Here is an 11,074-nt window from a genome sequence, read left to right as displayed (position 1 = left end):
CCCTTGACAGGCCGACCCGCCCCGGAAAGCCGAAAGACTGCCGGGAAACCCCCAAAGAAACGGCACGGTCCATGATCAAGGGACGGGTCCGTCAGCGATGAGGCGAGGGGCCGGGCCATGGCCGGCCGGGCATCCGGGCCCGTCCAGCCCCGGTCCGGGGCCAGGGGCGCCGCTACCTGCACCAAAAGTCGCTCAGAGCACGCTACGGACCACCCAAGCGCGACAGATCGCTACGCGCTCCTCCCGGCCAAGCGTCCGGCGACTGTCTAGGGCTGATACCTGCACCAAAAGTCGATCAGAGCAGCGCGGAAGCACATGAGCGCGACAGATCGCTACGCGCTCCTCCCGTCTCAGCGTCCGGCGACCGTCTTGGGCCGGTGTGGGCGGGCTGTCAGACGCCGATGATGTGCACGCGATCGCCGCAGAGCTTCGTCATGTCGTCGACATCAGAGGTGAGCAGGGCGACGGGACGCGGTTGTCGCAAGGCGGCCTCCGCCACAGCCGCGTCGATCGCGTACTTGTGGCCGTGAAGGCCCGCCTCCATCAGCAGGACGGAAGCAGCCCTGGCTTCCTCTTCTCCGACCGGGATCACGCGGACACCGGAGAGGATCCAGTTCAGTCGAGCTTTGTTGGTGCGTGCGTGCGCTGCCTCGATGATCGTCAACGCGCTGATCACGACTTCCATGCCACGACCGCGCGCTTCGGCGACGAGGGACACCACGGGCTCATCGTCGTTCAGCAGCTTGGACAGCCCCTCGCTGTCCAGGACGAGAGTGCCCTCGCGGCTCAGCTTGCGGCGGGCCATTCCTTGCCCTCCGCGAAGACCTCGTCGAAGACCTGACGGGCTGCGTGCTGGGATTCGGCCGAGAGGGGGCCGCGCCGCTGCTCGTAGTCGGCCAGGTACTCGTCAAGGATCTGCCCGCGCAGCTCACGCTCCACGGCCGCCGTCACGAAAGCCGAGAACTCGCGCTTCCCCACGCGCGCGCGAATCGCCTCTGCCGTCCCCTCGGGCAGCGAGAGGCTCACGCGGGCGGCTGGTCCCTCGCCGATTCCGTACGTCGTCTCAGACACCCTTCTAAAGTATCAAAGATGTAGGAATTGATCCCGGTATCCGTTCCGGGCGCTTTCCGCGCTGATCGGTACCGCGGTCGTGGGCGATTCGGCGGCCACCCGCCGTCCCGGGCCGATACCTGCACCGAGCGGCGAATGGAGCAACACGGGAAGCGGTCAGGGGCGCCCGGTCGTCCGGGAACTGGCTCAGCCCAGGACCTTTTCAGGGGGCAGGCAAATCGCTTGAAGGGCGCAGATCATCGGAGGTGCTCATCCACCGCGTCCAGCGCTGCGTTCCACGGGTACGGCCGCTTCTCTCCGGGAGGGTTCGGTTTGAAGCCGCCTTCACCGAAGAGGACTTGCACCCCGGCCTCCCGAAGGGTTCCCAGGGAGACTGGTAGTTGTGGGTGCTGGGCATAGGCGGCATTCACGCATGGCATGACGGCGAGCGGGATGTTCTTACCGAGGGCCTCGGCGACGAACCCGACGACGAAGCTGTCGGTGATGCCGAGAGCCCATCGGTTGATCGTGTTCGTGGTGGCGGGCGCCACGAGGACCGCGTCTGCGGGCGGCCAGACGTCCGGCTGGCCGGGGCGCTTGTACCGGAAGCGCACGGGATGCCCGGTGAGTGCCTCCAGCCCGGCCAAGCTGTCCTCCAGCCATTCGGCAGCCGAAGGCGTGAGCCCGAGGCAGACGTCCCAGCCGCGCGCCTGGGCGTCCTCGACCACACGTGCCACGTCGAAGACGGGCGGCGCAGCCGAGCAGAACAGGAAGAGCGTCCTCGTCGTCATGGCCCCGAGCCTATGCAGCCCCGGTTCGTGGCAACGACGTTGGCTGCACGCGCTGGTGACCGCGTGGCCGTGGAGAACCGCATCGCAGCCGCCCGCGAACTTGCCGAGCGAGTCGGAGGAGAGGCCGGCGATGTCCACTTGCTTTCGTTCGGCCGGGTGAACGTCGCACTTCACGACCTCGGTGCGGCGATCACCATGCGCAGCTATGACCAGGCCCTCGCCCAGGCACGCAACCTGAAGATGCCGCCGTCGGCGCTGACTTCACGCCGTGCCCGCTACATGGTCGACCGGGCACTAGTTCCCGCCCCTGGGCATCTACAAGCTGAGAAAGCACCACAACCGCCGGCCGCCGAGATCAGAGAAGCGCGTAGCGATCTGACGCGCCCCTGCGCTTCCGCCCTGCTCTGATCGACTTTTGCTGCAGGTATCAGCCCAGGACGGCGGCCGGACGCTTGGCCGGGAGGAGCGCGTAGCGATCTGTCGCGCCCGGGTGCACGCCAGCGGGCTCTGAGCGACCTTTGGTGCAGGTAGTCGCGCCCCTGGCCCCGGATCGGGGCTGGACGGGCCAGGATGCCCGGCGGGCCGGGGCCCGGCCCCTCGCGCATCGCTGAGAGACCCGCCCCTCCCTCTCTGGACCGTGCCGTTTCTTTGGGGGTTTCCCGGCAGTCTTTCGGCTTTCCGGGGCGGGACGGCCTGTCAAGGGTCGCCGAAGGCGATCGCGTAGCGACGCGACCGGAGGGAGCGCCCTTGACAGGCCGGCACGAACCGGAAGGACGATGGGACTGACGGGAAGCCCCCAACCTGCTCTGAGACCGCCCGAGGGGATTCCGCTTCCCGCCCCACCGGCCCGCACCCGGGAGGCGGGTGGGCAGCCGCCGCCCGGCCCCGGGGGGTCGAGGGGGAGATGGCGGGCCCGTACCGCGAGCCTCCGCCCCTACCCCCGCAGGTCCGTGAGCTGGGCCTCGAACCAGGCTGCCGGGGGGAGGGCCGTCGCGGCCGCGGCCAGGCGCTTCGTGCGTTCCGCGCGTTCCGCTTCCGGCATGGTGAGGGCCTCGTGGAGGGCTTCGGCCGTCGCCGTGACGTCGTACGGGCTGACCGTGAGGGCGTCCGCGCGGAGTTCCTCGTACGCTCCTGCCCCGGTGGACAGGACCAGGGCGCAGCCCGCCTCCGAGACGACCGGGATCTCCTTCGCGACGAGGTTCATGCCGTCGCGTACGGGGTTGATCAGTGCCACGTCGGCGAGGCGGTACGCGGCCAGGGAGCGGGCGAAGTCGTCCTGGACGGAGACGAGGACCGGCTGCCAGTCGTCCGTGCCGAACTCCGTGTTGATCTCCTCGGCCAGTTGCCCCACCGAGTCCGTGTAGTCCCGGTACACCTTCAGGTCCTGCCGGGACGGGTAGGCGGAGGCCAGGTGGACGACGCGGCCGCGCCACTCGGGGTGGGTGGTCAGGAGCTCTCGGTAGGCGAGCAGGCCGCGCAGGATGTTCTTCGACAGTTCGGTGCGGTCCACGCGGACGATCGTCCTGCGGTCGCCTACCTCGGCCCGGAGCGCGGCGAGCTTGTCGTCGACCTCCGGCCGGTGGGCGAGCGAGCGCAGGTCGTCGCCGTCCACCCCGAGGGGGTAGGCGGTCGCCGCGGTGAACCGCTTCTCCCCGTACCGGCCGTCCGCCGTCATCCTGCGGTGGTTGACCCCGGGGCCGCTGTTCCGGGGGACGTACGAGTCCGCGATGCCGCGCTCGTCGTCCATGGTGGCGCCGGTGACGAAGTTGAGCGCCCAGAGTTCGGTGTGGAACCCGAGGCGGTCCGCCCCGAGCATTCCCCACACCAGTTCCTTCCGGATGTCGTCCGGGAGCATGTCCAGGTACTCCCGCGACGCCCACGGCGTGTGCGTGAAGTGCGCGATCCGCAGGTCGGGGCGCAGTTCGCGGAGGGCCCCGGGGACCAGGGCGAGGTGGTAGTCCTGGACGAGGACGGAGGCGCCCTCGGCGGCCTCCTCGGCGAGGGCTTCGGCGAAGGCCCGGTTGTAGGCGGTGTACGAGGCCCAGCGCCGGCGGAACTCCGCGTCGAAGACGGGTTCGCGGGGGACGTCGTACAGGTGGTGGTGGGTGAACCAGAGCACGGAGTTCGCGATGCCGTTGTAGGCGTCGTCGTACACCGCGGGGTCGATGTCCAGCATCCGGACGCCCGGCTCGGAAACGCCGCGGCGGACGGCCTCCCGGTCGGCTTCGGAGAGGGCCGCGCAGATCCACAGGGCCTCCGGCTGCGCCGCGAGAGCGGCGGAGAGGCCGGAGACGAGGCCGCCGCCGCCGCGCCGGGCGCTGAGCGTGCCGTCGGCGTCGAGGGCGTACGAGAGCGGGCCGCGGTTGGCGGCGACGAGTACCTGAGAAGCCATGTCGCGAACCTAGCCCGGGGCCCGCTCGCTCAAACGTCCGGGAAATGTCCGGTTCGTCACGTACTGGTCAAAGGCGGGGTCACGCCACGCGCCGCCCCGCGTACTCCTTGATCTCCGCCATCGGCGGCCGCTCCTCCGTGTCCACGGGGTACGTGCGCGGCACGAACCCGTCCGGCCCCCGCTCGAACTGGGTCAGCTCCGGCCGTACGAGGTGTCCGCGCGAGAGCCGCAGCTGTGCGGTGCGGTAGATCGCGGCGGCCATACGGCCCAGGGCCTGCCCGTCCTGGTGCCGGTGCAGTCGGACCCCCACGTCCACCTGGGCCAGCGCATCCAGTCCGACCGTGTGCAGGGCGTCCACCAGCAGGCCCAGCTCCACCCCGTACCCGACGGGGAAGGGGAGGCGTTCCAGCAGGGAGCGGCGTACGGCGTACTCGCCGCCGAGCGGCTGGACGAAGCCGGCCAGCCGGGGCCAGTGGAGGTTGAGGAGGGGGCGGGCGACCAGTTCGGTGACGCGGCCGCCCTGGCCGGGGGTGTCGCCGAGGGGCCGGTCGTACATCGCCTTGACGAACTGCACCTGCGGGTCGGTGAGCAGCGGCCCGACGATCCCGGAGACGAAGGCGGAGTCGAAGTCCCGCAGGTCGGCGTCCACGAAGCAGACGACGTCCCCGGTGGTGGCCAGCAGGGAGCGCCACAGGACCTCGCCCTTGCCGGGCAGGGCCGGGATGCGGGGCAGGATCGCGTCCCGGTGCACGACCCGGGCGCCGGCCTTGGCGGCGACCTCGGCCGTACGGTCGGTGGAACCGGAGTCGACGACCACGAGCTCGTCCACCAGGGGGACGGGCGGGGCCTCGATCAGGTCGCGCCGGATGATCTCGACGATTTCCCCGACGGTGGCTTCCTCGTCGAGCGCGGGCAGCACCACGCTCACCGTCGTCCCGGCCGCCCGTTTCCGGTCGAGCAGCTGGTCGAGCGGTCGGTCGGCGGCGGACCAGGAGCGGTCGGCCAGCCAGCGCTCCACCTCATCCAGCACTCTCAGCACTCCTCGGGAGTCTTCGGCACTCGGCGTTTTTCAGCCGAATTGTGATCCATCTCGCGGTTCGGACGGCTGTCTCAACCACCCGTCCCTTCGGTTACAGTCTTGAACAACGCGAGAGACCACCGCATGCCGGGGGTCCCGCGCACAAACGCACCGGCGCGCCACAGAGCGCGTGTGTCCGGTGCCATACCGCTCATCCAGAGGGGCAGAGGGACACGGCCCGTTGAAGCCCCGGCAACCCTCCAGTCGGTTCTCGCTCGCGCGAGGCCCCGGCTAGGGAAGGTGCCAATTCCGTCTCATGGCGAAGTGCGCCATGGGGAAGATGAGGAGAAAGGGCCTCGCCATCATGGCTGCACAGACTGTCGCCACCTCTGTCGACCTCGGACCCGCCACCGGACTTTCCTGTCGCGAGTGCGGTACCCGCTTCGAGCTCGGCCCCATCTTCGCCTGCGTCGAGTGCTTCGGTCCGCTGGAAGTCGCCTACGAGCTCCCGCTCGGCGACCCGGAGGCCCTGCGCGCCGCGATCGAGGCCGGCCCGAACAACATCTGGCGCTACGCGCCGCTGCTGCCCGTCCCCGTGGACGTGGCCTCCAAGCCCAGCCTGAACCCGGGCTTCACCAAGCTCGTGGACGCCGAGAACCTGGCCAAGGAGCTGGGCGTCACCGGCAAGCTCTACGTCAAGGACGACTCCGGCAACCCGACGCACTCCTTCAAGGACCGCGTCGTGGCCATCGCCGTCGAGGCCGCCCGCGCCTTCGGCTTCACCACTCTGTCCTGCTCCTCCACCGGCAACCTGGCCGGCGCCGTCGGCGCCGCGGCCGCCCGGGCCGGCTTCCGCTCCTGCGTGTTCATCCCGCACGACCTGGAGCAGGGCAAGGTCGTCATGGCCGGTGTCTACGGCGGCGACCTCGTCGGCATCGAGGGCAACTACGACGACGTGAACCGCTTCTGCTCCGAGCTCATCGGCGACCCGCTGGGCGAGGGCTGGGGCTTCGTCAACGTCAACCTGCGCCCCTACTACGGCGAGGGCTCCAAGACCCTGGCGTACGAGATCTGCGAGCAGCTCGGCTGGCAGCTGCCCGACCAGATCGTCATCCCGATCGCGTCCGGCTCCCAGCTGACGAAGATCGACAAGGGTCTCCAGGAGCTGATCAAGCTCGGCCTCGTCGAGGACAAGCCGTACAAGATCTTCGGCGCCCAGGCCGAGGGCTGCTCCCCGGTGTCGACCGCCTTCAAGGCCGGTCACGACGTGGTCCGCCCGCAGAAGCCGAACACCATCGCCAAGTCCCTGGCGATCGGCAACCCGGCGGACGGCCCGTACGTCCTGGACATCGCGCGCCGCACCGGCGGCTTCGTCGAGGACGTCAACGACGAGCAGGTCGTCGAGGCCATCAAGATCCTGGCGCGCACCGAGGGCATCTTCGCCGAGACCGCGGGCGGCGTGACCGTCGGCGTGACGAAGAAGCTCATCGAGAACGGGCAGCTCGACCCGGCGCTGACCACCGTGGTCCTGAACACCGGCGACGGCCTCAAGACCCTGGAGGCGGTGGCGTCGGACAGCGGTCAGACCGCCACCATCCGCCCGAGCCTGGACGCCTTCCGCGCCGCCGGCCTGGCCTGACCCTTCCCTGCTCCCCCTGACACACCCGGAAAGGCGGTAGCGCCATGAGCGTCAACGTCCGCATCCCCACCATCCTGCGCACCTACACCGGCGGCGCCGCCGAGGTCCCGGCCGAGGGTGCGACCCTCGCCGAGGTCATCGCCTCCCTGGAGGCGAACCACCCGGGCATCGCCGCGCGCGTCCTGGACGACCAGGGCAAGCTGCGCCGCTTCGTGAACGTCTACGTCAACGACGACGACGTGCGCTTCGAGGGCGGTCTGGAGGCGGTGACGCCGGACGGCGCCGGCGTCTCGATCATTCCCGCCGTGGCCGGCGGCTGCTGACGTCCGACTGACGCGTTCAGATCAGAATTGCCCCCTCCGCTAAAAGTGGAGGGGGTAATTCTGTTTGATTGGGCGCGGTAGAGTTGGGGCAGTCCCCTCCGCTGTTCATGCCCGGCGCATATGAGCGGGCTGACGGATGGTTGACATTGAGTCAACATGCGCGTGCCTTTTGGGCCTTTGGTGCAGCTTGTCTGGCCCGAGTTGCCCTGGAATATGCCAAGTTTTCATCCTATTTACCGGTTTCCGTGTGTCCAGATTTCTCGTCGGATTGACCTGTTGCTGACAGCACCGGTGCGGATACATTCAGCCGCGGTCGAGGCGTTCCGGCGCAAGTTCTGACCCGGGACCGCGAAGTGCGGTCCCGCGCAAGGGCCAGTAATAGGGGAGTTAGGCATGGCTCAGGGCACCGTCAAGTGGTTCAACGCGGAGAAGGGCTACGGCTTCATCGCGGTCGACGGTGGTGCGGATGTGTTCGTCCACTACAGCGCCATCCAGATGGACGGATACCGCACCCTTGAAGAGGGTCAGCGGGTCGAGTTCGAGATCTCGCAGGGCCAGAAGGGTCCGCAGGCGGACATGGTCAAGCTCGCGGCCGGCTGAGTCGGAGCGAACGCGATCGGCCACCGACGCACGCACAGACGCATGAGGGGCTCACATCCGGGACAGGATGTGAGCCCCTCACGCATGTCGCCCCGCGCCGCCGCCGCGCCGCCGCCGCGTCACCGCCGCGCCGCCCGCGTGTTGCCTGAAGCCGCTTGCACTCGTGGGGGTCGAGTGCTAATCATTGGCGTTAGCACTCTCCCGGTGAGAGTGCTACCAAAACGAGGACCGGGCCGGTGAGGCCCGCAGGACCCGACGGGACGGAACCGTCGGATCCGCAGGCCGTCCGTCGCGGGCGCGGGCGCGGTCCGGAGCAATCCACCCTCTCCTTACGCCAGGCGGCGTGGGGGGAACCCCAGTCCTGGAGGACCACTTCAGATGGCCAAGATCATCGCGTTCAACGAGGAGGCCCGGCGCGGTCTCGAGCGTGGCATGAACCAGCTCGCCGACGCCGTCAAGGTCACCCTTGGCCCCAAGGGTCGCAACGTCGTCCTTGAGAAGAAGTGGGGCGCCCCCACGATCACCAACGACGGTGTCTCCATCGCCAAGGAGATCGAGCTCGAGGACCCGTACGAGAAGATCGGCGCCGAGCTGGTCAAGGAAGTCGCCAAGAAGACGGACGACGTCGCCGGTGACGGTACGACCACCGCGACCGTCCTCGCCCAGGCGCTCGTCCGCGAGGGTCTGCGCAACGTCGCCGCCGGCGCCAACCCGATGGCCCTCAAGCGCGGCATCGAGAAGGCCGTCGAGGCCGTCTCCGCCGCCCTGCTGGCGCAGGCCAAGGACGTCGAGACCAAGGAGCAGATCGCCTCCACCGCCTCGATCTCCGCCGCCGACACCCAGATCGGCGAGCTCATCGCCGAGGCCATGGACAAGGTCGGCAAGGAAGGCGTCATCACGGTCGAGGAGTCGCAGACCTTCGGTCTGGAGCTCGAGCTCACCGAGGGCATGCGCTTCGACAAGGGCTACATCTCGGCGTACTTCGCCACCGACATGGAGCGTATGGAGGCGTCGCTCGACGACCCGTACATCCTGATCGTCAACTCCAAGATCGGCTCGGTCAAGGACCTGCTGCCGCTCCTGGAGAAGGTCATGCAGTCCGGCAAGCCGCTGCTGATCATCGCCGAGGACGTCGAGGGCGAGGCCCTGTCGACCCTGGTCGTCAACAAGATCCGCGGCACCTTCAAGTCCGTCGCCGTCAAGGCCCCGGGCTTCGGCGACCGCCGCAAGGCCATGCTCGGCGACATCGCCATCCTCACGGGCGGCACGGTCATCTCCGAGGAGGTCGGCCTCAAGCTGGAGAACGCCGGTCTCGACCTGCTCGGCCGCGCCCGCAAGGTCGTCATCACCAAGGACGAGACCACCATCGTCGACGGTGCCGGTGACAGCGACCAGGTCCAGGGTCGCGTCAACCAGATCCGCGCCGAGATCGAGAACTCCGACTCGGACTACGACCGCGAGAAGCTCCAGGAGCGCCTCGCGAAGCTGGCCGGCGGCGTGGCCGTCATCAAGGCCGGTGCCGCGACCGAGGTCGAGCTCAAGGAGCGCAAGCACCGCATCGAGGACGCCGTTCGCAACGCGAAGGCGGCCGTCGAGGAGGGCATCGTCGCCGGCGGTGGCGTGGCCCTGCTGCAGGCCTCCTCGGTCTTCGAGAAGCTGGAGCTCACCGGTGACGAGGCGACCGGCGCCAACGCCGTGAAGCTCGCGCTGGAGGCCCCGCTGAAGCAGATCGCCGTCAACGGTGGTCTCGAGGGTGGCGTCGTCGTGGAGAAGGTGCGCAACCTGGCCGTCGGCCACGGTCTGAACGCCGCCACCGGCGAGTACGTCGACATGATCGCCGAGGGCATCATCGACCCGGCGAAGGTCACGCGCTCCGCGCTGCAGAACGCCGCGTCCATCGCCGCGCTCTTCCTGACCACCGAGGCCGTCATCGCCGACAAGCCGGAGAAGGCCGCCGCCGCTCCGGGCGGCATGCCGGGCGGTGACATGGACTTCTGATCGGCCCCTGGCTGATCGGCTGTTCTCGAACGAGGGCGGTACCCCTTCCTGGTGGAGGGGGTACCGCCCTCGGGCGTTTCCGCCGGGAGGGGGGCGGGATTGGTCATCGGCGGTTCCCTTCGCGGATGCGGGTCGCGTGGGCGCGGACCTCGGCCGGGGTGAGGGACGGGGTGAAGACCGGTGGGCGGGGGGCTTCGGGGCGGCAGGCGCGGCAGCGGCCGTCGGTGAAGGCGGCGGGCGGGCCGGGGGCGTGGCATTCGGTGCACTCGGCGCGGGGCGGGGGCTGGGCGGGCTCTGCCGGGGCCGGTGGTGCGGCGGGGAGTTTCGACTCCAGGCGTTTGCGGACCAGGGCCGCCGGGTGGTGGACCACGGGCGGCAGGCCGGCGGTGAGGGCGAGCCGGATCCGGTCGGGGGAGGCTCCCCGGGCCAGCCAGGGGACCAGGAGCGGGGCGAGGGCCGTGCAGTCGGCCTTGGAGAGCGCCAGGGCGGGGGCGGTGCGGCCGAGGGAGGCGAGGACGTCGTACGCGTCATCCGGGGCATCGGCCCGGGCCGGGGGTACCTGTGTGGGTGGTGGTGGGGCGGTCGGCGCGGGGGAATCCCTCTGGGTGAACCGGGCCCACCAGGCGCCGTCGCGGGGGGTGCGGGAGAAGTGCGTACGGGTGACCCAGCGGGTGACTTCGCCGGGCAGCCGCTGCCGTACGCGGTGCAGGTGCCCGGCGGTGGCCAGCCGGTTGAGGGCGGTGCGCAGGGCGCACTGGCCCCACAGGGGCAGGACGGCGGCCAGGGTCTTCACGCTGATGTCGGCGCCGTCCGGCAGCCGGTCGAGGTACCCGGCGACGGCCGCCTCGCGGGCCGGGAGGTGCGCGAAGTCGCGGGCGGTGCGGGGCGCTTGCTCCGGGGCGGCGATTTTGCCGTAGCCGGGCTTGGCGAGGGGGTGAGGGGCAGCACTAAGCTGAACGTCATCCATCGTGGATCGTTGTGTCCGATCTCGTTTGGTCAGGCCCTCGTTTCGGTGTTGGCGCACCGGCGGGGGCCGATTTTCGTTTCCAGCCGCAAGGTAGGGCCTGATGGCCCTGCGTGGCAAGCCGGTCACGGATCGTCATCCGGCCTGGTATGGGCGGCGGTCGGGGAGGGCGGTGGGTGGTGGGGGGGGGGGGCCCCCCCCCCCCCAACCACCAACAACGCCGCCCACACCCGCGCCGTCTCGACGCCCGCCGCCGGGCCCCCCCGCGGGGGCCAGAAAGACCGCGGCCGCGCGGGCGC

General features: G+C 69.9%; 11 protein-coding genes and 1 riboswitch. Of the genes, 5 read left to right on the top strand and 6 right to left on the bottom strand.

Going from position 1 to position 11,074, the window contains the following annotated elements:
- Positions 1 to 391: 391 nt before the first annotated feature.
- From ACIPW5_RS39655 to ACIPW5_RS39645, 3 genes are all read right to left on the bottom strand, one after another.
- Positions 392 to 805 carry a DNA-binding protein gene (locus ACIPW5_RS39655; RefSeq protein ID WP_401256324.1) on the bottom strand — a complete coding sequence of 138 codons (414 nt, stop codon included), beginning with the start codon at positions 803 to 805 and terminating at the stop codon, positions 392 to 394.
- Complete coding sequence (locus ACIPW5_RS39650; RefSeq protein ID WP_401256321.1) at positions 787 to 1,071, bottom strand: hypothetical protein; 285 nt, start codon at positions 1,069 to 1,071, stop codon at positions 787 to 789. Before ACIPW5_RS39650 ends, ACIPW5_RS39655 begins: the two co-directional genes overlap by 19 nt.
- A gap of 236 nt (positions 1,072 to 1,307) precedes the next feature.
- On the bottom strand, positions 1,308 to 1,841 hold the full coding sequence (locus tag ACIPW5_RS39645; protein WP_401256318.1) for a flavoprotein: 534 nt from the start codon (positions 1,839 to 1,841) through the stop codon (positions 1,308 to 1,310).
- Positions 1,842 to 1,904: 63 nt separating this feature from the next.
- Between ACIPW5_RS39645 and ACIPW5_RS39640 the strand changes: the two genes are divergently transcribed.
- Positions 1,905 to 2,249, top strand: a complete 345-nt coding sequence (locus tag ACIPW5_RS39640) for a hypothetical protein (RefSeq protein ID WP_401256316.1) — start codon at positions 1,905 to 1,907, stop codon at positions 2,247 to 2,249.
- Between the two features lie 526 nt (positions 2,250 to 2,775).
- Here ACIPW5_RS39640 and ACIPW5_RS39635 read toward each other — a convergent pair.
- The gene (locus ACIPW5_RS39635) at positions 2,776 to 4,233 is read right to left on the bottom strand and encodes a trehalose-6-phosphate synthase (RefSeq protein WP_401256313.1); all 1,458 of its coding nucleotides are present in this window, start codon (positions 4,231 to 4,233) and stop codon (positions 2,776 to 2,778) included.
- 79 nt (positions 4,234 to 4,312) lie between these two features.
- Positions 4,313 to 5,263: a glucosyl-3-phosphoglycerate synthase gene (locus ACIPW5_RS39630; protein WP_401256310.1), complete on the bottom strand. Its 951-nt coding sequence runs from the start codon at positions 5,261 to 5,263 to the stop codon at positions 4,313 to 4,315.
- Between the two features lie 196 nt (positions 5,264 to 5,459).
- A riboswitch (SAM riboswitch) is annotated at positions 5,460 to 5,598 on the top strand.
- Positions 5,599 to 5,615: 17 nt separating this feature from the next.
- Here ACIPW5_RS39630 and thrC point away from each other — a divergent pair.
- The 4 genes from thrC to groL all read left to right on the top strand — a co-directional run bounded on the left by thrC (position 5,616) and on the right by groL (position 9,811).
- On the top strand, positions 5,616 to 6,890 hold the full coding sequence (thrC, locus tag ACIPW5_RS39625) for a threonine synthase (RefSeq protein WP_401256307.1): 1,275 nt from the start codon (positions 5,616 to 5,618) through the stop codon (positions 6,888 to 6,890).
- A gap of 44 nt (positions 6,891 to 6,934) precedes the next feature.
- On the top strand, positions 6,935 to 7,213 hold the full coding sequence (locus tag ACIPW5_RS39620; protein ID WP_401256304.1) for a MoaD/ThiS family protein: 279 nt from the start codon (positions 6,935 to 6,937) through the stop codon (positions 7,211 to 7,213).
- A gap of 393 nt (positions 7,214 to 7,606) precedes the next feature.
- Positions 7,607 to 7,813, top strand: a complete 207-nt coding sequence (locus ACIPW5_RS39615) for a cold-shock protein (protein ID WP_008743607.1) — start codon at positions 7,607 to 7,609, stop codon at positions 7,811 to 7,813.
- Positions 7,814 to 8,191: 378 nt separating this feature from the next.
- A complete protein-coding gene (groL, locus tag ACIPW5_RS39610; RefSeq protein ID WP_007265555.1) occupies positions 8,192 to 9,811 on the top strand; it encodes a chaperonin GroEL in 1,620 nt (539 codons plus the stop codon).
- A 103-nt stretch (positions 9,812 to 9,914) separates the two neighbouring features.
- Here the strand turns inward: groL and ACIPW5_RS39605 are convergent, their stop codons facing one another.
- Complete coding sequence (locus ACIPW5_RS39605) at positions 9,915 to 10,778, bottom strand: hypothetical protein (protein WP_401256301.1); 864 nt, start codon at positions 10,776 to 10,778, stop codon at positions 9,915 to 9,917.
- Positions 10,779 to 11,074 lie beyond the last annotated feature (296 nt).

The organism is Streptomyces sp. NPDC090077, assembly GCF_044747545.1.
In the GTDB taxonomy this organism is placed as follows: Bacteria; Actinomycetota; Actinomycetes; order Streptomycetales; family Streptomycetaceae; genus Streptomyces.
This window is presented reverse-complemented; position numbering and strand designations above follow the sequence as displayed.

Excerpts from the sequence above, each read along its gene's own strand:
- ACIPW5_RS39620 (WP_401256304.1), top strand. The coding sequence starts at position 6,935 with ATGAGCGTCAACGTCCGCATCCCCACCATCCTGCGCACCTACACCGGC.
- ACIPW5_RS39645 (WP_401256318.1), bottom strand. The coding sequence starts at position 1,841 with ATGACGACGAGGACGCTCTTCCTGTTCTGCTCGGCTGCGCCGCCCGTC.
- ACIPW5_RS39615 (WP_008743607.1), top strand. The coding sequence starts at position 7,607 with ATGGCTCAGGGCACCGTCAAGTGGTTCAACGCGGAGAAGGGCTACGGC.
- ACIPW5_RS39635 (WP_401256313.1), bottom strand. The coding sequence starts at position 4,233 with ATGGCTTCTCAGGTACTCGTCGCCGCCAACCGCGGCCCGCTCTCGTAC.
- ACIPW5_RS39655 (WP_401256324.1), bottom strand. The coding sequence starts at position 805 with ATGGCCCGCCGCAAGCTGAGCCGCGAGGGCACTCTCGTCCTGGACAGC.
- groL (WP_007265555.1), top strand. The coding sequence starts at position 8,192 with ATGGCCAAGATCATCGCGTTCAACGAGGAGGCCCGGCGCGGTCTCGAG.
- thrC (WP_401256307.1), top strand. The coding sequence starts at position 5,616 with ATGGCTGCACAGACTGTCGCCACCTCTGTCGACCTCGGACCCGCCACC.
- ACIPW5_RS39605 (WP_401256301.1), bottom strand. The coding sequence starts at position 10,778 with ATGGATGACGTTCAGCTTAGTGCTGCCCCTCACCCCCTCGCCAAGCCC.